Origin of the sequence: Aphanothece sacrum FPU1, assembly GCF_003864295.1 — a bacterium.
GTDB classification, from domain to species: Bacteria; Cyanobacteriota; Cyanobacteriia; order Cyanobacteriales; family Microcystaceae; genus Aphanothece_B; species Aphanothece_B sacrum.
Window position 1 is genome coordinate 64,624 of the sequence record NZ_BDQK01000005.1, and the last position, 22,652, is coordinate 87,275.

The following is a 22,652-nucleotide window of genomic DNA, read 5'->3' on the forward strand; positions in this document are numbered from 1 at the left end:
ATTAGTCAGTTCTTAGACCAGTCAAGGACTCAGACCAATTTTGAGAACCCGCAGACTGGTCTGTTTCACAGACTTCAAAGGTTTTCTGACAAGCTTGGGGCCATCCCAACGCTTGGATAGATAAATTAGCGATCGCATCTCGACTGACCTGGCCTTTAATATTATCCCCTTGGTCAAAGATCAGGGGTTTATCTCCCGGTTTTTCTGTGAGGGCGCAGGGTCGAATAATAGTGTAATTGAGTCCACTGTGACGCACCACTTCTTCTCCTCGCCATTTCCAGGTCAAAATCCCCCCTAATTGGTCATTTAAACGCACAGCAGGAGGTTCTTCTGCTAAATTTAGTCCAGGACGACCAGGACGAGTCACTCCTGCTGAACTAATTAAAATAAATTGAGGGGTATTACATTGACCCCCATAAGCCTTAATTGATTCTAATTCTAAGCTAAACAACCCAGGGGAGAATTTAGGGTTTAAGGCCCCATCATATTCAAATTTACTGTGCATCAACTGCATGGAATAGACACAACTAGGGTCAAATCTCCCCATTTCTGGTACAGTTTTGGCCCGAAATACGGGAATTAATTGAGCAAAAGGAATACGAACAGTGGTCGGACAATTAGAGAGGGTATCGAAAGAATAACAATAACCCACCCCGTCCCATTTGCCCTCACAACGAATGATAAACTTATATCGCTTACCATCGCCCTCTACTCGTAATTCAATGCCTTCATAAGCCGATAAATCGAGGGGAGGTTGTAAGTTACGGGTACGCACAGAAGCAAACCCTCCATTATTTGCTATGGAGACATTTCCCGAAAAAACGGCCCTATTGTTCCTGAGTCCCATATTACTTTCGCTGACTCCTCCCATGACCACATCATCTATGGCCCCCCAAGTGTTTTTTAAGTCTTCAGTAGGGTTAGTAAAATCAAAGATAAGTTTTTCGGCGGGTCTAAGGTATTTTTTAACTAAATTGACTAAATTTTGCATCCCTAAGTATTCCACTTGTTCGGGAGTATCTACTACTTCGGGGAGATAAAATTTAATGCCTTGATAATATTTCTCGCGGTTTGGGGTGTCTCCTTCGACGGGTTGAACACGGGTTCCGCTACAGCAAATGACAGCAGAGACATTTTCTAACAGTTTTGGGGTGAGAGTTTGGGGAATAGTAATATCGCCTTCAATGATGTCTACTCCTTCTCCTAACAATGCCTTGGCTTTTTGTCCATCTCTGACTAAAGCGCGAACTCGATAATTTTTCTCTTGTAACAAGCGAACAACTCGCTTACCGACTCCACCAGTCGCTCCTGCGACTAAAATCATGCTCATAGTTGAATTATTGTCTATTTTAGAGGAAGGGTTAGGACTTTGACCAAATAATCTTTGTAAACAACTGATAAAAGGAATAATTTCAAAATAGTTGAGGGTTTGCCATAATCGTCCAAAATCCCATTTTTCCCGATTTTGACTCATAATATTATCCTCTTTTTGATTGATGATTATTTCTACTGTAACGAATTGTTAACTTTTCTGGGTTAAGGTTTGATCCTCCTAACCCTGCTTAAAAAGGGGGCTATGTTCAGTAGATGGACAAGTTTTTCCGACCATTTTCGAGTGCCATCTACTGATGTTCTAGGGTTATCAAGCTTTTGAGACAGTTTAGTGACATAATGATAGATAAAGGTAATGGGTGGGTATTCTATAAATAGGACGCCACCTGCCCAAAAGCAGTCTGATTCGTACTAAAATTAAATATACATAATTACTAAATTCATTCCTTATTTCCCATGCGTACCATTCTTGTGGCTGATGATAGTCCCGCCCTGCGTGAACTAATTTCTGGTTTATTAATAGAAAATGGCTTTTCTGTCAAGACTGCTGTTAATGGGATTGAAGCATTAGAACAGGCAGGGCAAATTTCTCCTGATTTGATTATTTTAGATGTAGTAATGCCTGAAAAAAATGGTTTTCAAGTATGTCGTAGTCTAAAACAAGAACCAGCAACACAACATATTCCGGTCATTATTTGTTCAACAAAAGACACTCAAGCTGATCATTATTGGGCTTTAAAACAAGGGGCGGATGCTTATATTGTTAAACCGTTTCCTGAGAATGAATTAATTGGTACTGTTAAGCAGTTATTGAGAAATTCTCAGAAATAATTTTAATTCTTAAATCGGAAAATACTGTAATTGATGTGGTTGAGGTTTCCGATTTATTGTTGTTACTCATAACTCAGGAAAATTAATATCAAATAAAAAGCGCAGGAGATACATTAAATCTCTCTCCTAATGCTTTTGCTTGACTTTTACTGATGGTTCTTTTGTGATTGACTACCTCAGAAATAATGCCTTTCGATCCAAAAATGTCTAGCAGATCTTTTTGTTTAAGATCGTGGTTTCCCATGAGTTCAATTAAAATGTCATTAGGAGAAGCTTTTTGTGGCATTTTAACAGTTTTACTTTCATAATCTTCAATTAAAATCGCTAATAATTCAAGCAGATCGCCTTCTTCTGATGTTAACTCATTCTCATCAATAGCCATGAGTCGATCTACTTGTTCTAACATTTTTTTCTTTTCTTGTTCTGTATGAATTGGTTTTGGTTGTACTTGGGTTAGAAGATGAGTGTAATCTTGAGTTATCATAGTGAAATGTCCTCTACTTGTACCATGTGTATTGAGCCGTATAATACTCTTCTGTGAAGAAGAGTATGGTTAGTTTAGGAAGAGTTAACTATAAGCATAAATAATTGAGTCGATAATATTTTTATAGTAATAAAAGGAAGAAAATATATATATTCTTAAATTTAGTTATTAATTAGTTTTTATTTTTCCAGTTTTCTTGATCATATTCTTCATGGGTTAGGACATAATAAATTTTTATAATACCCCGTTGGTAATTAATTGTAGTAATTAATCGATATTTATTACCTCCTATGTTAAATACTGTTTTTCCATCCACGTCATCTGTTCCACGATGCCAATTTGTCTTAATATCAAACAAATGTCTCCAGTTTGCTTGTTTAGCAACTTCTAACCAAGTATCCAGTGGTATTCTTGCCTCTGGATAGATTAAGATAAACTCAGCAAGCAACTTAGCGTTGATTACCCGCATTAAAAATTCTCCTAATTTTCAAGGTACTGATCTCTTTTTGAGAACTTTTCTAATGATAGTGTTTAAATCTTTCATTGTCAAGGCCTCAATTCTTTTTCCCATTCCATCTCTTAAGAACCATTAATTAATGTTAATAATGGCCCCATTTGTTCCGTTCCCTTAATATTCAAATCGCTGTGACATAAAATAATTTTATCAGTGACTCGCCCTAATAAATCCCTCAGAATACGTTCTAAACGCGCTTTATCCGCCTCAAATTCATCTTCATGACTTAGTGTATGTCTTGACCATTTTCGGAGGAATAAAGGCGCACAAAATAACACTGAAGCCCCACCTTTTTCCCATAATACTGAAGAAGCATCTAACCAAATTTGCCAAGGATGAGAATGTCTTAAAGAACGATATTGAAAAATCGTAGCTAAGGTAACAGATTCATCTTTTTTGCCAATGTTACGAATGGGTCGAGGATTTGCTGTAATGGTTCCCCGACGTAATAATTGAATAAACTGAATTAAGGTTTCTTTAGACGGTGGTGGGGTAGGATTATGTTGTCGTAAACGCCCATCTATTTCCCAATAATGTTGGGTAGTTTCTATCAATTCTCTTAAAGCGGCTAATTCTTCATAAGCTAAATATTTTCCTGTTCCAAAAAAGTGTTTAATTGCTCGATCTAAAACTATTATAGGAGTTAAAAAAGGATCTTGTTTTTGTAATAATTTAATCTCATCAATCCAATGACAAATATTGTGATAAGATTGGGTTGCTCTATATCCGAGTCTATCCCAACGTGGGAAGGATTCAACGGGTAATAATTTAGGCAATTCTTGGTCAATATGATAACAATAATCAGCAATTAATCCGGCCCTAACTGGATCAATCATGGCAACTAATTTATTATTTTCTGTATCAGGTTGTTGACTCAAAATTGTCAACATTTGGGCGATATCATCTCCTAAAATTAATCGTCCTAACCCTGGATAAATTAATCCTAATAAGGATAATAAAGCACGAACCAAACTAAAACTAATCAGAGGTCTTTGTTCATTTAAAGGTTTAAGAGAAATTCCAGCAGATGTTAAAATTTCACTAAGAGTATAACGAGCAATATCATCTAAACCTGGAGCAATAATAACAATATCTTGGGGCTTTATTTTATTTTGCTTAATTGCATTAATAATAAATTCTGCGGTTTGACGTAATAATTGAGCGCGAGATATCGTTTGAATTGAGGTAATCTGGTCAGGTAATGGGGTAATATTAAGGGGATCGGTTGCTAATTGAACTATGAGATCTCCATATTGACTGCTTAAATTAAAGGGATCTGGTAACAATTCTACTTGACAACGAGAGGCTAATTGAGATAAATATTGAGGATCAGCGTTTAACCCTAAGCGAATTTGACCGTGAGGATTATAAGTAAATCGCCCAATTACACCGTTATTCAGCAAAATATCAATTAAATCTTTGGTAATTGCTGGATAATCATCTACATCATCCGCAAAAATTGCCTGATAACGATGGGTTAAATGGTGTTGATATTGAGTATTTGGGAGTAAATATCGCCAATAAAGACTGTAAATTAGTCCATATGTCAACAATCCTCTGTTTAAACACCATTCTTGCCATTCTATAATTAATTGTCCCCTCAGTTGAGACAAATTAGGTTGTTCATGAGTGGGATCTAAAATTGTCTCATTTTGAGAGGAGTGGTGGTCTAGAATATAGGGAATATCTTCAATTGGAGTACCACTGGCCCCGGCCAACAATAGCAAATCTAAAGTTTGACGGACAAATCGATACTCAGTGCTTCTTGTTAGTTTAAAATAATCTTGATCGAGTTGAGGTCGCCATAATTTAGTGGCTAATTCTTGTTCAGTTTCTGGACGCAACAGCAAGGGAAATTGAGCTTTTAGATTAAGTTTCTCAAACAAAAGCGGCCAAAATAAGATAACTTCATCTCTAATAAATCCTAACGGTGTTTTACAGATAACTGGATAGCTTCTTTGAACTGATAAGGAAAGTTGATCCGCTAGTTCTCGACGATTATCATCATTAGCAGCTAAAATTAACACAGATGAGGCTAATTCTTGGGTTATAGAATTAATAGGAGAGTTACTTTTTTTCCCTTGACGTTTTAACTCAACCCAATAAGTAAATTCTTGTATCAAACGATGAGTTTTACCGCTACGAGTTATTCCTTCTATCCAAAGGGTAGTTAATTCCACAGATATTCCTCTCATTAATTTGTTAATATACCAAATGCCATCGATTTTAGACGGTTATTCTTGTGTTATTGTTGTTATTTTTGTGCAGGTAAGTTCCAATTCTCATGAAATTCAATTCTTTTGTTAAAAGTGCTTCAAATTGGGTTAGTGCGACCCCTAAAAGGTCTCTGGATCGAGCTTATAAAGCTGCTTTAAAGATTCAAGAGATCGAAGATAAACATTTTAAGGGTAAGAAGGTTTCTTCTAATAATGCTGACTATGGTGACAGTGTTATTACTTATTTTATAACAGAAGTTCAAGGTTATTTACAAAAAATTAATATGGGACTGACTGTGTTTAAAACCAGTCAATATTTCCTTAATATCTCTAATTTTCAAGATTCCCCTGATAATAAGGTCAGTCAACGAGAGTTACAAGAACAAATAACGGAAGCGGGACTTATTTTTGATAAGCTTAAATTTATTGATGAGGTAAGAGTTAAGTATAATCTTCCTGAAATTAGGGAAAGTACCGGACAATATTTGCCGATGGAATCTGGACAAAAAGCTTTATCTTCTCAATCTATAGACCTCAATAAAAGTCATAATTATCAGTCACAAAATAACGCTAATAATCAAAAATTAGGACTAGAATCAGCTACACAAAAATCTGGTGTATTGCCTCGATCTTTTATTAATACGATTAATAAAATTAAACAAGAAATTGATCCGCAATCAGGAGAAAATGAGGAACAAGTTTTAAATAAATACCGTTATTCTCGTTATAAAACTTCTCTGTCTATTAAATTTATTTTACTGTTAATCATTGTTCCTTTATTAACTCATCAACTGACTAAAACTTTTATCTTAAGACCAATTGTTCAGCAATATTTAAACCAACATGAACAAGTAGTTTTTATTAACCGTGACTTAGAAGAAGAAGCATTTCAAGAATTACAACACTATGAAGAATCCCTTCGTTTTAAAGGAATGGTTGGATTAATTCCTAAGCTTAATACCGAGGAATTAGAAACAGCGATCAAAGAAAAAGCTGAGGAAATTAAGGAAGAATCTCGTGCTAATGGAATTGATTCAATTTCTAATATTTTTGCTGATCTTTTTTCTGTAATTGCATTTGGGGTTGTCATTGCTACTTCAAAAAAAGAAATTGAGGTAGTTAAATCTTTTCTCGATGAAATTCTCTATGGTTTGAGTGATCCCGCGAAAGCTTTTTTAATTATTTTGTTTACTGATATGTTTGTAGGATTCCACTCTCCTCACGGTTGGGAAGTGATATTAGAAGGGGTTTCTCATCACTTTGGATTACCCGAAAATCAATCGTTTAATTTCTTATTTATTGCCACATTTCCTGTTATTTTGGATACGGTTTTAAAATATTGGATTTTCCGTTATCTTAATCGCATTTCTCCTTCCGCAGTCGCTACTTATAAGAATATGAATGAGTAGAATAGGAATTATATCAACAAATAAGAGACCTTAACTCGCTCAGATTTAAGCTATACAAACAAAGGTTGCCTACGCAACCTAAAATTTAGTCCGCGCTCGTCGGATTTAGTTTGTATAGGATAAGGCTTTAGCCTTTTATTCATTATTAACTTAGCATAGTTTGTCCGGTAGAATCAATTTTTATAGGGGCCATTCATAAATTGTGCCTACTTCTTTATTTATTAGAGTAATATTAAGAGTTAATTAATCTGGGTAAATATTGGAAAAAATGCGTTAGATTAACAGAGTAATGGATTAATTTTCACCGAGACAATTATGACAGTTGATCAACTCCTCTTATTAGTGGTTTTATTATTCCCAGGAATTCTTTTATCAGCGTTAGTGATGGGAAGTTTTGCTAAAGGTGGCTAAATTTTAGACAGAGAAAACCAGGGATAAGGAATTATTAACTAACGGATTGATGTTAGGGATAATAACTCTCCTTGTCCCCTATAAATTTTGCCTCATCTTTAGTCTTTTTTCTGACGCTGAGGGGAGGGATTAGCACTTAATGACTCAGTATTAGATAAGTGAACTTCTAGGTTTTTTCGTTGTTCCATCTTACCGAGAAAATAACCTGTCATCATCGCTGAGGCCAAAAGATTGGCTAAATTTTCCCTATCTGTGGTAATTGAAATATTGAACTCTTCTGAAGGCAACATCCCCACTAACCCTTGTACATTTTGGGTAATGATCTGCTGGACTTCTGGACTAGCTGATTGAGCAATACGCGCTAAAGTGTCAGGGTGTTGTTGTTGTAAATACTGGATCAGTGCATTTGTGTCTTGTTCTTCTGGTTCAGAAGCGAAAAAGTCAAAATTGAATGCCATTAGAACTCCAAAAATGGGGTTGACTTATCTTCCACTGTTACATACTTCCCACTATAACCGCTACTGGGGAAAATCGGGAAAAATTAGGGAGTTAGTTCAGATAGTTGATCGATCTCGAAATACTGATGGAATTTTTCTGTGATTTCTAACCAATAGGAACGTCCTTGTCGTCGTTTACGAATAAAACCTAGTTCTACTAATTCCTGAACGTGCTGATAAGCACTACTACCGCGCATTTCGATTAAATCTGTTTGTAGTATAGGATTTTTTAGGGCGATCGCGGCTAAAGTCCTTAAAGTGGCTGTTTTTAACTCTGCTGGAATTAAATTATCCATCAGAGAGTCAAAGGTGGAACGTAGCTGTAAACTATAACCGTTTTCGGTTTCTACCACTTCTAAAGCACTATCTCGATAGGCATAGTCGGACATTAGTTCTATAATGGCTTCTTGAGCCGTTTCTAGTTCGCACTCAGCCCATTGGGCAATTTCATTTAAAGATAAGGGTTGCCCTTTAAGATAGAGAATAGCTTCGATTTTAGTGACTAATTTCATCGTTATTTTAATTATACTTCAGAAAAAAGAGTTTGTGATCTCAGCAATATCAAGATGCTGATCAGAAATATTTCGACTCTTAAGCGATCGCAATTTTAAAATAAACCCTTAGCTCATGTTTAGGGGTCATAAAATAAAGTGAGTCCCCTAGTTGTCTCTAGGGGACATCTCAAAACAGTATCTAATAGGAGTTTAACCCATGAGCGAACCTACTACCGTCACGTATTCCATAGCAGAAGTCCTTAAACGCATCGAGGACAAGCTAGACAGGATGGATGAGAAGTTTGAGGCGAAACTAGACAGGATGGATGAGAAGTTTAAGGAGAAACTAGACAGGATGGATGAGAAGTTTGAGGCGAAACTAGACACCCTCCAAAAAGAAGTTATCCAGAAAATAGACAAGCAATCAGAAGAAATCACAACAATTAAAGCCACTTTACAGGCACAACAGCCATTAATTCAGAAAATACCTGATTTAGCCGAAAAAGTAGGGGAATTAAAGAACTGGAGACAAATCGTCATCATTGCGATAACAGCCCTCATTAGTGGTTCAATCACTTGGGTTATTCGAGGGGGAACCTTTAAACCTTAACCATTAGCGGCCAACTAGGGGACATCTCGAAACAGTATCTAATAGGAGTTTAACCGATGAATGAAGATAGATTAGCTAGAATTGAAAAGATTGTTGAATCGAATGCTAAATCGATTCAAGCCCTAAGTGATGCAGTAGCACAAGATCGAAAAGAATGGGCGCGGGATCGTCACCATATTTTTGATTGGATGTCTCGTTTAGCAGCAGCGCAAAGAGACTTTTATGAAGTTCAGTCCGACTATATTCGTCACATTGAAACCATAGAAGATCGTCTCGCGACAATCCTTGAAAGGTTTTCCCCAGAAGAAAAAGAGGATCAAACATAACCGCCAGTTGCGTGGCTACCATGCCACTCTTAACTTAGCCGCTTCAAGTATCAATAATCAATATTATACAAAAGCGATCACTGTTTGAGCTATCGGAGTAAAATTGATGGATCAATTTTCTCATTCATCTACTGTGGATATTCGGACTTGTGGAATTAATCTTAATCATTGGTATGTGGTGGCCCGTAATATAGAAGTTACGGCTCAACCTTTAGAAGTTCTTCTATGGCATGATCCTATTGTACTCTATCGGGATGAAATAGGAAAAGTTCATGGTTTAGAAAATCGTTGTCCTCATCGTCAAGTAAAATTAAGTGAGGGAAAAGTTGTCAAAAATTCCTTAGAATGTGCTTATCACGGTTGGCAATTTAATGAGGAAGGACATTGTACTTTTATTCCTTATTTAACCGAAAAACAAAAAATACCTAATTGTCAAATTTATGCTTATCCCGTCCAAGAATTAGATGGATTTATTTGGTTATTTCCAGGGGATAAAAATGAGCTAGAACGCAATAAAATTAAACCAATGGGAGTTATGGAATGGGAACATCTTAATTATATTGCAACTGTTTCTCAGATTGAGTGTCGAGGACATTTTTCTTTTTTAATTGAGAATTTAATGGATATGTATCATGGACATTTACATGAGAATTATCAAGCTTGGACTGATGCTCAATTAAAAAAAGTATCAGTAAATGAACATGAAATAAAAGCCTTATATGAAGCCCAAAGTTATTATAAAATTGATAAAATATGGTCAATTTTTCAGTTATTTTTTCCCAGTTTACGGCGATTACATTCTGAACCATTAGAAGTCATTTATTTATATCCTCATTGGATTTCAAGTTTAGGGAATGATTTTAAAATTTATTGTTTATTGTGTCCAGTAAATGAAACTTATACTAAAGCTTATTTGATTCATTTTACCTCATTAAACTCTTTTTGGCGACTACATAAATTACCGAAATGGTTCCGCCAGTTTATCAAAAATAGTTTATTTGGAACTGCCCAAAAAATGTTAGATGGTTTAGTCAGACAAGATATCAAAATGATTGAACAAGAACAAGAGTCTTATTTAGGAAATTCTCAACGTAGAACCTATGAAGTAAATCCTACTATTAGCCAAGTACAAAAGTTGATTAAACAACAATTATCAGAAAAATTAGATAAACTAAAGTAAGCCAATTATAACGTAACAGCTATGGTTTTTTCTGATAATTGTATTCCTAATTTTATCTCACCCCAATTATCTCCAGAGAAACTCAAATTAGAAAATCCTTTAAAATTAGGTGTATTAGCATCGGGAAGCGGCAGTAATTTTGAAGTCATTGTAAAAGCGATAGAAAAGGAAGAACTTAATGCAGAAATTCCGATTTTGATCTATAATAATCCTAAAGCCAAGGTTAAAGAAAGAGCGCAAAGGTTGAAAATTCCTACGATTCTCCTGAACCATCGAGAGTTTAAGCAACGAGAAGACTTAGACAAAAAAATTGTCGAGGTTTTTCAGGAGCATCAAGTAGAATGGGTTATTATGGCTGGTTGGATGCGAGTGATTACACCCATTTTATTAGAGGCATTTCCTAACCGAGTGATTAATATTCATCCGAGTTTATTACCTAGTTTTAAAGGAATTAACGCCGTAGAACAAGCTTTAAAAGCAGGGGTAAAAATTACCGGATGTACAGTTCATCTTGCTAGTTTAGAAGTGGATAGTGGGCCAATTTTAATGCAAGCTGCTGTCCCTATTTTAGCTGATGATACTCCTGAAACATTGCACGCTAGAATTCAAGTACAAGAACATAAAATTTTTCCTCAAGCCATTGCTTTAGCAGCTAAAAATGCCTTTAATTCTATTAACCTTGTAAATTAACCAGACAATTGTTAGAAACCCCAGATACAATGAACGAATCTCCTGATTATATTCTTTTTGCTCAACATGGATGGGCAGATACTAATGAAGGAATTAGCCAATTAGCTGTTGCTTTAGCCTCTCCTAAAGCCGAGGTTATTTGTCCTAATTTAGGATGGTTAAAAACTTGGTTAAGAATTAAAGATCTTATCGAAATTGTCGAACAAAACAATCAAGAAATTCTCTTAAAATATCCCGATACACCTTGGAGAATTATTGGTCATTCTATGGGGGGATTAATTTGGCTAGAAGTGCTAAATCAACATCCTGAATGGTGGTCAAAAGTTGAATCTTTAGTTCTTATTGCTTCACCTGTAGGCGGTTCAGATTTAGCGAGAATGATTGATCCCCTACAAATTGGACTGGGAATTGCTAAAGATTTAGGCAAAAATCGCCGATGGATGGCGGAAAAAATTGCTAAAGTAATTCCTACTTTAAGCATTGCTGGAAATATTAATTATGGAAGTGATGGAACCATTCCCGTAGAAAGCACTAAATTTTCTTGGGGTCATTGTATTTGCTTAGACCGATTGTCTCATGTTCAACTAAAAAATGATCCCCAATTAGTAGAAGTGATTCAAAGCTTTTGGCAAAAATCTCCAACACCGGTCGAACTTCAAGAAAATTTTACCACCAAATTAATTAATCGGTTGCATTTAATTCCAGGAATGACAGATGCTCATCAGAGAGATTTTGAGAAAGCTAAAATTTATATGTTATTTGAAAATAGAGTCAGTATTAGACTATGGCAAACTCCCATGAATGTCCTTTATCTTTTTTTGGCAAATCATCGAGAAGAATGTCTCTATTCCGGATTAGTGGGTTGGGTACACGCAGAAGAATTAAAAAAAGCTCTCGAAGAAATTCATCAAGATTATTATGAATTTGTGATTCATGGACTTGAGTAAAATCTAACAAAATCTGAAAGGGTGATCGAGGTGTTGAGTTTTCTCATCTCAACCCAACCGACTTGTCCCCTAAAAGAGTTAGCATAGGCCAAGGAGAGATCAAGGATGAGAAAATTACCCTAATAATTAATTTTTGATAAATATTTATGTTAACTTCTTAGAAGGGAGTTATCCTAGCCTATCCATTGGTTAGTTTGGTTCCCTAATGACGAAACTATCTCTGTTAGAACGTTGTACACTCGATTATCAATCTGTCTTTATATCTATGATCACTCTATCGCTCAGACTTTAACCAAGATTTTGAGCGACGAACCCTATAGTCTTCATTCGGTGAGTTCTACGGCCGAGTTACTTGATTTTGTCGATAGTAATAGTGAAACTATAGACTGTCTGATCATTCTACGAACTCCCGATGTTTTACCCTTGTTTAATCAATTGTATGAGCAAGGAACCCTTTTACCTGTGGTAATTCTTGAATCAGAGTCCCAAGAAGAAAAACCATTAGTTTATGGAGAATGCCCGAAATTTTTGTATCATAGTGCAGAAGTTCATCATCGGGCGACCAATCTTACTAAGATTCGGAAAGTGATTGATCATGGGATCACTCAGTTTCTTCACTTAGGGCCGAGTTGTTCTTTGAGTGATCGGCCAGTTTCTTCACAAAAGAAACCACCATCGGAACATCAACCGAGTTTGTTGCTGTTACAACAGCGTCGTTTAGCGGAAAAATTGAAAGAAAGATTAGGATATTTGGGGGTATATTATAAGCGAAATCCTAAATATTTTTACCGCAATTTTTCTCAAGGAGAGAAACAAGAACTTATCAAGGAATTGAAGATTGCCTATCGAGAAATTTTGCTTAATTACTTTGATCAAAATACTGATATTAATCAAGAGATTGATCAGTTTGTGAATCAAGCTTTTTTTTCTGATATTTCCGTTTCCCAAGTTTTAGAAATTCATATGGAGTTAATGGATGAATTTTCTCAACAACTTAAATTAGAAGGACGTAGCGAAGAAATTTTGTTAGATTACCGTTTAACTATTATTGATGTTTTAGCTCATTTAGGAGAAATGTATCGCCGTTCCATTCCCAGAGGAGATATTTTATTTGATTTACTCTATCATATAGATTAAGTTAAGTATCATTTATAATTGGTTTAACTTGAATTACTTTCTTCACAAATTTTCCTGATATTAAAGCAATGATTAACTTTAAAAAAACTTATGTTTTGAAGCTTTATGTGGCAGGGAATACCCCTAACTCAGTGCGAGCTTTAAAAACATTGAAAACTATCCTTGAAGATGAATTTAAGGGAGTTTATGCTCTCAAAGTGATTGATGTTCTTAAAAATCCTCAACTGGCCGAAGAAGATAAAATATTGGCTACCCCTACTTTAGCTAAAATTTTACCCCCTCCAGTCCGTAAAATCATTGGGGATCTTTCGGATAGAGAAAAAGTTCTAATTGGGTTAGATCTTCTCTATGAAGAAATCAGAGAACGGGAGAATGAACTCTAATTCTGTAAGCAGATAATTCCTTAAGTTTATTTTTCTTTATCTTAATTTTCCATCTGTTTTCATCAATAAAATTCAAAAGTATCTTTAATTAACATAACAATGAATCAAAAGATTCCTAACGGACCACAAAATAAAGAACCTTCTCCTAAAGGAGTCCGAAAAATGCGGACTATGATTGAAGGATTTGATGAAATTACTCATGGAGGTTTACCCATTGGAAGAACCACCTTGGTGAGTGGAACCTCAGGAACAGGGAAAACTTTACTGGCCATTCAATTTCTTTATCAGGGAATCAAATATTTTGATCAGCCAGGATTATTTGTTACCTTTGAAGAATCCCCTACTGATATTGTACAAAATGCTTATAGTTTTGGTTGGGATTTACAAGAACTAATTGATGAGGGGAAATTTTTTATTCTTGATGCTTCTCCCGATCCTGAAGGACAAGAAGTGGTCGGAAGTTTTGATTTATCTGCTTTAATTGAACGTGTTCAATATGCAATTAATAAGTATAAAGCTAAGTTAGTTTCTATTGATTCAGTGACCGCTATTTTTCAACAATATGATGCTGCTTCAGTAGTAAGACGAGAAATTTTTCGTCTGGTGGCCCGATTAAAACTTCTACAAGTTACCTCTATTATGACCACTGAGCGAATAGAAGAATATGGTCAGGTTGCTCGATTTGGAGTAGAAGAATTTGTCTCCGATAATGTTGTTATTGTGCGCAATGTTTTAGAAGGAGAACGTCGTCGCAGAACCGCAGAAATCCTTAAGCTTCGGGGAACTACTCACATGAAAGGAGAATATCCTTTTACCATTACCAATGATGGGATTAATATCTTTCCTCTGGGGGCTATGCGTTTGACTCAACGTTCTTCTAATGCGCGAATTTCTTCGGGGGTTAAAACTTTAGATGAAATGTGTGGAGGCGGCTTTTTTAAAGATTCTATTATTTTGGCAACTGGAGCTACAGGAACGGGTAAAACTTTATTGGTGAGTAAGTTTTTAGAAGAAGGTTGTCGTCAAGGAGAAAGAGCAATTTTATTTGCTTATGAAGAGTCTCGGGCTCAATTATCTCGTAATGCGTTTTCTTGGGGCATTGATTTTGAAGAAATGGAACGCAAAGGACTTTTAAAACTTTTATGTACTTATCCAGAATCTGCTGGTTTAGAAGACCATTTACAGATTATTAAATCGGAGATTTCTGAGTTTAAACCTAGTCGTATTGCTATTGACTCTTTATCTGCTTTAGCTAGAGGAGTTACCAATAATGCTTTTCGTCAATTTGTGATTGGGGTTACAGGTTACGCTAAACAAGAAGAAATTACCGGATTTTTTACGAATACAACTGATAAATTTATGGGGGCCCATTCAATTACAGAATCCCATATTTCTACAATTACCGATACAATTTTAATGTTGCAATATGTAGAAATTCGAGGAGAAATGTCACGGGCCATTAATGTATTTAAAATGCGTGGTTCTTGGCATGATAAAGGAATTCGAGAATATATGATTAATCAGCATGGGCCTATTATTCAAGATTCTTTCCGTAATTATGAACGAATTATTAGTGGTTCCCCCAGTCGTATTACTGTTGATGAAAAGAGTGAATTATCTCGTATTGTTCGCGGTGTAAAAGATAAGCGTGAGGAGGATAAATTATAATTTTTGTGCTACTCTAAGTTTAGCGGAACGAGAACGGGGGTTTTTTTCTTGTTCTTCCGGTTGAGAAATCAAGGGTTTTTTGGTAATAATAGTCAGTAAAGGAGAGTCCCGAAAACCATATTTAACAATACGATCTTCGAGACTATGAAAACTAATAATAACAATGCGTCCCCCAGGAATTAATAATTGAGGAGATTTTTCAATAAAACGTTCTAAAGAAGATAATTCCTCATTAACGGCAATGCGTAAACCTTGGAAAACACGAGTGGCCGGATGAATTCGACCATAACGATATTTAGCAGGGACAACTCTCGCTATCGCCTCCGCTAATTGGGTGGTAGTATCAAAAGGCCTTTGTTCAACGATACGCCTTGCAATGCGTCGTGAGAGTCTTTCCTCTCCATAACGATAAAATATATCAGCCAAGGCTGTTTCTTGCCAATGATTGATAATTTCTGCAGCAGTCAGAGACTGAGATTGATCCATACGCATATCTAGGGGGCCATCATGACGAAAACTAAAGCCTCGTTTGGGTACATCTAATTGAGGAGAACTAACCCCTAAATCCGCAATAATTCCCTCAAATTTGGTATTTTTAGGTTGATAGTCAGCAAAATTGCCTTGCCAAATCTGTAAACGTTCCGTACCAAGTTCGGCCAAATTTTCTTTAGCTTCGGCGATCGCTTGTTGATCTCGATCAATACCTGTGACATGGACATCGCGAAACTGAGACAAAATTAAACGACTATGACCCCCACGTCCGAGAGTAGCATCTAAATAATGTCCCCCAGGACAAATTTGTAAACCGTCTATAACTTCTTGACATAATACAGGAATATGGGTAGGAGAGGAGGATTGATTCATATTAATTGTTTCAAGGAACTTATAATGCTTAAAATAATTCAAAAAAATGAGAAACCCAGGCGGGGATTTCGATATTATTATATATTTGGCGGCTCAACGCATGGTGTTCATCCACTGTTCCTTATTACCCTTGAACAGAACTTTGACTCGTTTTCTAATGGCTAGTTTACTAGCAGTCATCGGTATTCTTAACGGATGCAATGTTGTCCGTATTTTTCCTGGACAACCCTCGCCGCCGACTCTTGATATCACGCAAACAGATATCAAAAATTATGCTAAGACTGTATTAAAAATCGAATCCCAAAGAAAAATCGCTTATCAAAAAATTGAACAAATTATGGGTGATCGTCCTCCAGAAATTGTGTGCGATCGCCCAAACACCCTAAAACAATTACCGACAGACGCGCAAAAAGTGGCCGTCGAGTTTTGTAATTATTCTAAAAAAATTGCTCAAGAGAGTGGACTCACCTCCAGTCAATTCAATCAGATGACGGAAAAAGCCCAAAAAGATGAAACTTTAAAAAAGCAGATTCAAAATGCCATGATTCAGGTACGCCAAGCCAAATAAAATCTTAAAAAAGAAAAAACTTAAAAATTTAAACTTTGATAAAGATCAATTAAATATTCTCAAAAATTAACCTTTATGAACCTATCAGGAGAATTGTAATTAATTGTAAGCATTAGCACTGAAATACAAGAAATCGGGGCAATATTAGAATAGAAGGAGACTACTCCCATCCTCTGCCAGTCAAGTCATTCGATGTTAGCTCAATGCTTACCCTTAATCATTTCCTGTTTTGCGCCCCCATTGGTCAACTCCCCCTTAGTCTGCACCAGCTTGTTGAGTTGTTTGAATCAGGTCAACATGATATCGTCGTGGTGGTCAATGGGGAATATATCCCATTAGGAATCATTTTCAGTCATCATTTGCTCTCGTCTGTGACAGCGCACACCTGGGTATGTCCTCATAAAACGAAAAAGAATGCATCGAAGGTGATGGAGTCTTTTGACTCCCTAGGGTCTTCTCATTGGGAAGCCCTGATTCGTCCTTTAGTGCTGATTCCGGCTGACTTGACTGTCACGGACTTTTTGCCTTATCTACAAGAAAAAAACTATCAGCCTCAAGTCCCACAGCCACCCTATGGCTTAATTGATGAATCGGGAAAATTTCTGGGACTGCTTAATACTTGGGAAATGTTACAGACCCTATTAAACCAAGAGATTATCTTCTCTCAACAGCCTAGTTTTGAGACTTCTGAACCTTTATTGCGAGAATTATTAGAAGATTTACCCCTACCGATGATGCTGCAAACTCAACAAGGGGAAACCTTCATACAAAATCGGACTTGGCGTGAACAAATAGGAGAGTTTGTCCCTCCTGATAATGCCAGTGCTTGTTCTCTTCCTCTTCCCGTAGAAAAAAAAGTCTCCTTAAATTCTTCTTCTTTTGCTTTGTCTGAAACTATCGGCTATAGTAATCCTCAAGAGTGGAATAACTCCTCTTCTCTGGCGGCTAATCTTTCTTATTCTCAATGGCTCAAATCCATTCCTAAAAGACAAAATCAATCAGGTAGAGATTCCCCATTCCATAGTCTTCATCCCTTAATATCCTCGACTACCCCATCTCTTGGCCAGATCCCACAAAATGAACGAGTTTGGCAATTTGTTAAATGTTTTCTCAAGAGTAAATATATTTCTCCACCCATCGCCCTAATTTTAGCTACAGATGTTAGTCAACAACAACAATTATGTCAGGAACTTGTAGCAAAAAATGCTGATTTAGTGCAACTCAATCGGCTTAAAGATGAATTTCTCGCCTGTATTAGTCATGAGTTGAAATCTCCTCTAACAGCAGTAGTAGGATTATCAAGTTTATTACAAGAACAAAAAGTAGGTACGCTTAATTCCCGTCAAGTTCATTATGCTGAGTTAATTTATCGTAGTGGTCGTCAATTGATGACTTTAGTTAATGATTTATTAGATTTAACTCGCTTGGAAACAGGACAACTTCGTTTAACTTTTGTGCCTCTAAGTATTAAAAGTATTTGTGAACAAGCTTATTATTCTATTCGAGAAAAATATCAAGGTAAAACTGATCATCCCCTCTCTTTTTCTTTAGAAATAGAACCAGGTTTAGATAGACTTGTAGCTGATGAATTACGTCTCCATCAAATGTTGGTTCATCTGTTGGATAATGCCATGAAATTTACCCAAGGTGGCGGAAAATTTGGCTTACAAGTTAATCGCTGGGAAAATTGGATCGCCTTTACGATCTGGGATACAGGAATCGGTATTCCTGAAGAATCTCAACACCTAATTTTCCAAAAGTTTCAACAATTAGAAAATCCTTTAACCCGCAAGTTTGAAGGAACTGGATTAGGATTAGTCTTAAGTCAACGATTGGCCCGGGCCCACGGGGGTGAAATCTCTTTTACCTCTAAAGTGGATCAAGGTAGTCAGTTTACTGTCCTTTTACCCCCCTCGGCCCCTGGTGAGGAAAACTCCCTAAGTCCTTCTCATTATCCCAATCCCTTAATCCTCATTGTCGAAGCTATTCCCAAGTATATTGAGGATTTAATGGATAAATTGACTAAATTGCATTATCGTGTTGTAATTGCTCGTACGGGAACCGAAGCGGTGGAAAAAGCCCGTCAATTACAACCTTTTGCGGTTTTTCTCAATCCCTTATTACCCTTACTCTCAGGATGGGATGTCTTAACTTTACTCAAATCTGATCCCCAAACCCAGAGAATTAAGGTGTTTGTTTGTACCATTCAACCGAATGAACCCTTAAGTCAAATGAATCGGGCTGATGGGTTTTTATCCGTTCCTGCCGATTTATCAGCCTTACAGACTCTTTTAGGCTGTGAAAAGCCCACCCCTACCGTGACAACCCGTCCTTTGACCATTTTACGTCTTTATCCTAATTTTACGACGGTTAAAGGATTTTCTACGGAGTCTAGTCCCCGCTTAAATTTGGCTTTATTGGATCAATTATCTCAATTTAATCATCGTATTCTTGAAGCTGATGATCTTGAACAAGCACAAATGTTAGCTTATGTTTGGAATATTGATGTTATTGTGGTTGATGGACGTTTTCTTGATGATCCTTTGACTTATTTGCGATCGCTTTCTGAGTATTTAGAATTAGCTGAGTTACCGTTAGTTACCTTAGATATTAAAACAACACAAGCTGCTAATCAAATTAGTAAACTTTCGGTTTTTCCTTGTTTAATTCCTGAAGATGAACAACATGACCAACAATTATGGCAAGTGATTCAAATTGCAACTTCTAGTCAATCTTAACACTGTTAGAAACAGCCGGAGAATAAATCCATTGTTTGTTATCTTGACTGAGTTTTGCCCGCACAATTTTTAAAGCGGTCAGATCTTTTAAACAACGTTGTACCATAGAAATTGGACGATTTAAGCGATCGCTTAATCTTTTAACTGTTATGCCTTCAGGGTGAGTTAAAATCAGTTCTAGAATGCGATCGCGGGTGGTTAGACCAGGAGTGGGGGCAATAATTGTAAATGGCAAGGTTTAATTGTTTGAGTCTATTTAAAGAGGTTAAATTTTAGGACTTATGGAGTTTGAGGATTGTTCCTTATAATTTGAGAAAGCTGATAATTTTAGTTGAGGAGACTTAATATTTATGGCATTTAGTAACTTCAAAAATATTGCTGATGTTCAACAAAAATATCAAATTAAATATCAAGAAGATAATTTTATTCTAGCTGAAGAGATTAGTCCTCCTGAAGTGTTTTTGCAAGATTTTAATTTTTATAAGGAAAATATTGACATTTTTACATCAGAAGCATCCCGTAGTGAGATTATCATTTCACCACTATTGAGAGAAATTTATAAACAACATTATCAAAAATATTCATTTTGGATTCAAAAAAGTATAAATTATGATCATATTTTATCGGGAACACCAGATTATATTTTGTCTAAAAAATCTGTACTGGGAAAAACAGTTCTAGAAAACCCAATTGTCATTATTGTTGAAGCCAAGAAAAATGATTTTGAACAAGGTTGGGGTCAATGTTTAGCAGAATTAGTCGCTTCTCAAAAGTTAAATAAAGATCCTAAAAAACCTGTATATGGAATTGTAACCGACGGTAATTTATGGCAATTTGGCAAATTATTAGAAAACACATTTACCCAAGATAGAGAAAATTTTACTATTGATAAATTGCCCAGACTTTATGGGTCTTTAGCTTATCTATTTCAATTAGTAGAATCTGACAATGAAAGTTAAGTATTTTCTTTTATATAAACCTAATTGTCTTTACTTCCTTGTTTACCAAAAAGAAAACCAATAACTCCCGTTGCTAAAGAGGTTAATGTCGTTCTTGCCCAACTTTTTTCATCGTTAGAAGCATTGGGATTAGTCAAAATTGAATAATAGGCTAAAGCCTTATTCTACAAGAACTAAGTCCGCCTTCGCGGACTAAATTATAGGTTGCGTAGGCAACCTTTGTTTATTTAGCTTAACTCTTTAGAGTTAAGGTCTATTATTCATGATAATTTAGCATAACATATATGGAAGAACCCTATTTCTTGAGCAAGGGTATTTTCAGAATTTAAAAACTTATCTAATATTTCAGGATCAGATAAGTTCAGTAGATGGAAAAGTTTGAATAACCAGAGTATTTAGTAACGTCTGATACAAAATACCACGAAGAATTGATTAATTAAACTTATGTTTAAGAAAAAAACTATTGTTATTAACCAGAAGGCAAATAAATCGTATCAACAACTTGATAGATTTTATCAACAGCTTGTTTTAAAAACGATAACATTTGTTGAAAAGTAAATAATTCTCGATAAATTAAGCGTCCACCCCGTCTAAGAAAACAAATTTTTCTCCATAATAAATTAACCCAAATATTGACAAGAAGAAAGGAAATTCCGATAAATAAAAAGCGAATAATTGGCTTTTTATTTGTAGTTTTAATGCGACAAATATTTTTGATTCTATAGCTAGTCTCAATCCCAAACCTCTGACGATAGGCAGTATGAATATAATCTAGTTTAATAGATGGTAAATAAACGACATAAGCAAAATATTCAATTCCATGCTGGTTTCTCTTGCCTTTTTTATACTTACAAACTATCCATAAATCAAAAGTTACACAATTGTTTGGGTCTTTCCCCATAGTATAAGTAGTTTGATAACTTTTATTTCCTTGAATAAATTGCTTAATTCCCCCTGTCTTACCTCTGATAATTGCTGGCATAATGAAAGGAATTTTTAAAGCTTGTAGCCAACGAATAACAGCAATACTAAAAAAGCCTCGGTCTAAATAAAGAGTTTTAAAATCTATCTCTAGAGAAGAAACTAATACTAATAAATAGGTAATAATGGCGACAGTTGTGTCTGTATTCCGAATCCCTCTGATAGCTAAAGTTAATCTTTTTCCTTTTTTAATAAGATATAAGGTCGCATAAGCATAAAACGAGCAAGTTCCCTGTTTAGCTTGACTTCGGTAAATATAAGGTTTTTCGTTATCAGATGGTTCACCATAATAAGGAATTAAATTTAGGTCAATTGCCAACTTAAGCTTTCTTTTTTTTATTCTTGGTAATACCTGACTTTTTAAAGCTAGATTCACTTGCGATTCTAAAGTTTCAAAATCATTTATTTTGTCTAAGTGATGGCGAATATTTCGACCACAACTACTATTTTTGAGCATTTTAGATGTGTTTTCAATGCTGTCACAATTGCTGGCTGCCCTGACTAATATTTGATACAAGTCTGTGGCACTGAATCCACCTTGAGTTTCGAGAGGAATATGTTTGCTCAAACAATCAATTGTTGTTTGTAATGTTTCCGATTCTGTGAGGAGAATTTGACGATTTTCATTAATCAATTTTCAAATTTATTGCTGAAGTTTTTCGTTTACATTTTAGCATTATTATTGATTTTTTTGACTAATCATAACATTTACTTATCCTTTGCTCCTGACTGGGTACGCAAATACTGTTAAGATACTGATTTTTTAGCCTTTATCATTTAGCGATCGCTATTGGACAAAAACTTTTCCATCTACTGAAAATCCCTGAAATAGTCACTCCTGCAGTAATAGGACCTGTTCCGACACTTCCTGCGACAAAACCACTACTAATTGCATTAGTATTTAGAAAAGAACGATTTCCGTCTTCAGCGAGTCTTTCAATACCAAGAGAAGCAGTTTGACCTAAGTTAAAATTGTCAAAGCTACCATCATGAAAAATGCTACTTACAGGACTAAAAACACTACCATTAGTAAGGTTGGTAACAGTTACTTTAATAGTCGCTGCTTGGGAGGGTAAAGTCACAAAAAATAATGAACTAAGGGCAAAAAAACTACCCATAATAACTTTATTCATTTTTTTATCCTTTTAGGAAAAGCGGTTGATAACGAGATTCATTGACCCACAATTATCTGAGAATTATCTGAGAGTTAATTAAGAATAAATTTATTATATATTTTGTTAATTTTTAGTTTTAAATAAATCCCAATTTTTTGTATTTTAAGCCCATAACTATACTGTTTTTACAGAAACAAAAGATATGTATACAAATTTCTACTAATATTTGTAGGGGCATGGTATGAGAAAAATATTTACTACTATACTTAATAATAAGGCAGCCATGCCCAAACCTAAT

General features: G+C 35.5%; 23 protein-coding genes. 13 read left to right on the top strand and 10 right to left on the bottom strand.

The features are described 5' to 3' along the window. Nucleotide 1 precedes the first annotated feature (1 nt). A complete protein-coding gene (locus AsFPU1_RS06205; protein WP_124973949.1) occupies nucleotides 2–1,474 on the bottom strand; it encodes a CIA30 family protein in 1,473 nt (490 codons plus the stop codon). 314 nt (nucleotides 1,475–1,788) lie between these two features. On the opposite strand from AsFPU1_RS06205, the gene AsFPU1_RS06210 reads away from it, so the two are divergent. Next, nucleotides 1,789–2,163: a response regulator transcription factor gene (locus AsFPU1_RS06210; RefSeq protein WP_124973951.1), complete on the top strand. Its 375-nt coding sequence runs from the start codon at nucleotides 1,789–1,791 to the stop codon at nucleotides 2,161–2,163. 88 nt (nucleotides 2,164–2,251) lie between these two features. Here the strand turns inward: AsFPU1_RS06210 and AsFPU1_RS06215 are convergent, their stop codons facing one another. The 3 genes from AsFPU1_RS06215 to AsFPU1_RS06225 form a co-directional block, all read right to left on the bottom strand. Then, the gene (locus AsFPU1_RS06215; RefSeq protein ID WP_124973953.1) at nucleotides 2,252–2,647 is read right to left on the bottom strand and encodes a helix-turn-helix domain-containing protein; all 396 of its coding nucleotides are present in this window, start codon (nucleotides 2,645–2,647) and stop codon (nucleotides 2,252–2,254) included. A gap of 172 nt (nucleotides 2,648–2,819) precedes the next feature. After that, nucleotides 2,820–3,116 (bottom strand): type II toxin-antitoxin system HigB family toxin, encoded by a 297-nt coding sequence (locus AsFPU1_RS06220; protein ID WP_124973955.1) that lies wholly within the window; start codon nucleotides 3,114–3,116, stop codon nucleotides 2,820–2,822. 110 nt (nucleotides 3,117–3,226) lie between these two features. After that, the gene (locus AsFPU1_RS06225; RefSeq protein ID WP_124973957.1) at nucleotides 3,227–5,341 is read right to left on the bottom strand and encodes a recombinase family protein; all 2,115 of its coding nucleotides are present in this window, start codon (nucleotides 5,339–5,341) and stop codon (nucleotides 3,227–3,229) included. Nucleotides 5,342–5,445: 104 nt separating this feature from the next. On the opposite strand from AsFPU1_RS06225, the gene AsFPU1_RS06230 reads away from it, so the two are divergent. Then, the gene (locus AsFPU1_RS06230; RefSeq protein WP_124973959.1) at nucleotides 5,446–6,786 is read left to right on the top strand and encodes a proton extrusion protein PcxA; all 1,341 of its coding nucleotides are present in this window, start codon (nucleotides 5,446–5,448) and stop codon (nucleotides 6,784–6,786) included. Between the two features lie 509 nt (nucleotides 6,787–7,295). On the opposite strand, the gene AsFPU1_RS06235 is transcribed toward AsFPU1_RS06230, so the two are convergent. Further along, the gene (locus AsFPU1_RS06235) at nucleotides 7,296–7,655 is read right to left on the bottom strand and encodes a DUF760 domain-containing protein (protein WP_124973961.1); all 360 of its coding nucleotides are present in this window, start codon (nucleotides 7,653–7,655) and stop codon (nucleotides 7,296–7,298) included. 83 nt (nucleotides 7,656–7,738) lie between these two features. Then, nucleotides 7,739–8,206: an SMC-Scp complex subunit ScpB gene (scpB, locus tag AsFPU1_RS06240; protein ID WP_124973963.1), complete on the bottom strand. Its 468-nt coding sequence runs from the start codon at nucleotides 8,204–8,206 to the stop codon at nucleotides 7,739–7,741. A 199-nt stretch (nucleotides 8,207–8,405) separates the two neighbouring features. Here scpB and AsFPU1_RS22515 point away from each other — a divergent pair, with 199 nt between their 5' ends. The 8 genes from AsFPU1_RS22515 (at nucleotide 8,406) to kaiC (ending at nucleotide 15,129) form a co-directional block, all read left to right on the top strand. Then, on the top strand, nucleotides 8,406–8,798 hold the full coding sequence (locus AsFPU1_RS22515; RefSeq protein ID WP_172957481.1) for a hypothetical protein: 393 nt from the start codon (nucleotides 8,406–8,408) through the stop codon (nucleotides 8,796–8,798). A 56-nt stretch (nucleotides 8,799–8,854) separates the two neighbouring features. After that, nucleotides 8,855–9,124, top strand: a complete 270-nt coding sequence (locus AsFPU1_RS06250) for a hypothetical protein (RefSeq protein ID WP_124973965.1) — start codon at nucleotides 8,855–8,857, stop codon at nucleotides 9,122–9,124. A 106-nt stretch (nucleotides 9,125–9,230) separates the two neighbouring features. Next, complete coding sequence (locus AsFPU1_RS06255) at nucleotides 9,231–10,304, top strand: aromatic ring-hydroxylating dioxygenase subunit alpha (RefSeq protein ID WP_172957482.1); 1,074 nt, start codon at nucleotides 9,231–9,233, stop codon at nucleotides 10,302–10,304. A 21-nt stretch (nucleotides 10,305–10,325) separates the two neighbouring features. Next, entirely contained in the window at nucleotides 10,326–10,994 is a 669-nt protein-coding gene (gene purN, locus AsFPU1_RS06260) for a phosphoribosylglycinamide formyltransferase (protein ID WP_124973967.1), read from the top strand. 29 nt (nucleotides 10,995–11,023) lie between these two features. After that, nucleotides 11,024–11,941, top strand: a complete 918-nt coding sequence (locus tag AsFPU1_RS06265; protein ID WP_124973969.1) for an alpha/beta fold hydrolase — start codon at nucleotides 11,024–11,026, stop codon at nucleotides 11,939–11,941. Between the two features lie 231 nt (nucleotides 11,942–12,172). Next, nucleotides 12,173–13,078: a circadian clock protein KaiA gene (locus tag AsFPU1_RS06270; protein ID WP_124973971.1), complete on the top strand. Its 906-nt coding sequence runs from the start codon at nucleotides 12,173–12,175 to the stop codon at nucleotides 13,076–13,078. Between the two features lie 68 nt (nucleotides 13,079–13,146). Next, complete coding sequence (kaiB, locus tag AsFPU1_RS06275; protein ID WP_124973974.1) at nucleotides 13,147–13,461, top strand: circadian clock protein KaiB; 315 nt, start codon at nucleotides 13,147–13,149, stop codon at nucleotides 13,459–13,461. Nucleotides 13,462–13,560: 99 nt separating this feature from the next. Further along, complete coding sequence (gene kaiC / locus AsFPU1_RS06280; protein WP_124973976.1) at nucleotides 13,561–15,129, top strand: circadian clock protein KaiC; 1,569 nt, start codon at nucleotides 13,561–13,563, stop codon at nucleotides 15,127–15,129. On the opposite strand, the gene rsmH is transcribed toward kaiC, so the two are convergent. Then, on the bottom strand, nucleotides 15,124–15,993 hold the full coding sequence (gene rsmH / locus AsFPU1_RS06285; protein WP_124973978.1) for a 16S rRNA (cytosine(1402)-N(4))-methyltransferase RsmH: 870 nt from the start codon (nucleotides 15,991–15,993) through the stop codon (nucleotides 15,124–15,126). The genes kaiC and rsmH overlap by 6 nt on opposite strands. A gap of 46 nt (nucleotides 15,994–16,039) precedes the next feature. On the opposite strand from rsmH, the gene AsFPU1_RS06290 reads away from it, so the two are divergent. Then, nucleotides 16,040–16,561: a DUF4168 domain-containing protein gene (locus tag AsFPU1_RS06290; protein WP_227873477.1), complete on the top strand. Its 522-nt coding sequence runs from the start codon at nucleotides 16,040–16,042 to the stop codon at nucleotides 16,559–16,561. Nucleotides 16,562–16,764: 203 nt separating this feature from the next. After that, on the top strand, nucleotides 16,765–19,299 hold the full coding sequence (locus AsFPU1_RS06295; protein WP_124973980.1) for an ATP-binding protein: 2,535 nt from the start codon (nucleotides 16,765–16,767) through the stop codon (nucleotides 19,297–19,299). On the opposite strand, the gene AsFPU1_RS06300 is transcribed toward AsFPU1_RS06295, so the two are convergent. Then, complete coding sequence (locus AsFPU1_RS06300) at nucleotides 19,286–19,534, bottom strand: helix-turn-helix domain-containing protein (protein ID WP_124973982.1); 249 nt, start codon at nucleotides 19,532–19,534, stop codon at nucleotides 19,286–19,288. The two genes, AsFPU1_RS06295 and AsFPU1_RS06300, sit on opposite strands and share 14 nt — an antisense overlap. Nucleotides 19,535–19,649: 115 nt before the next feature. Here AsFPU1_RS06300 and AsFPU1_RS06305 point away from each other — a divergent pair, with 115 nt between their 5' ends. Continuing rightward, nucleotides 19,650–20,258: a hypothetical protein gene (locus tag AsFPU1_RS06305; RefSeq protein WP_124973984.1), complete on the top strand. Its 609-nt coding sequence runs from the start codon at nucleotides 19,650–19,652 to the stop codon at nucleotides 20,256–20,258. Between the two features lie 469 nt (nucleotides 20,259–20,727). On the opposite strand, the gene AsFPU1_RS06310 is transcribed toward AsFPU1_RS06305, so the two are convergent. Together AsFPU1_RS06310 and AsFPU1_RS06315 are read right to left on the bottom strand one after the other, a co-directional pair. Then, on the bottom strand, nucleotides 20,728–21,873 hold the full coding sequence (locus AsFPU1_RS06310; protein WP_227873478.1) for an ISH3 family transposase: 1,146 nt from the start codon (nucleotides 21,871–21,873) through the stop codon (nucleotides 20,728–20,730). Between the two features lie 139 nt (nucleotides 21,874–22,012). Continuing rightward, nucleotides 22,013–22,372, bottom strand: coding sequence for a spondin domain-containing protein (locus tag AsFPU1_RS06315; protein WP_124973986.1), 360 nt, complete (start codon nucleotides 22,370–22,372; stop codon nucleotides 22,013–22,015). Nucleotides 22,373–22,652 lie beyond the last annotated feature (280 nt).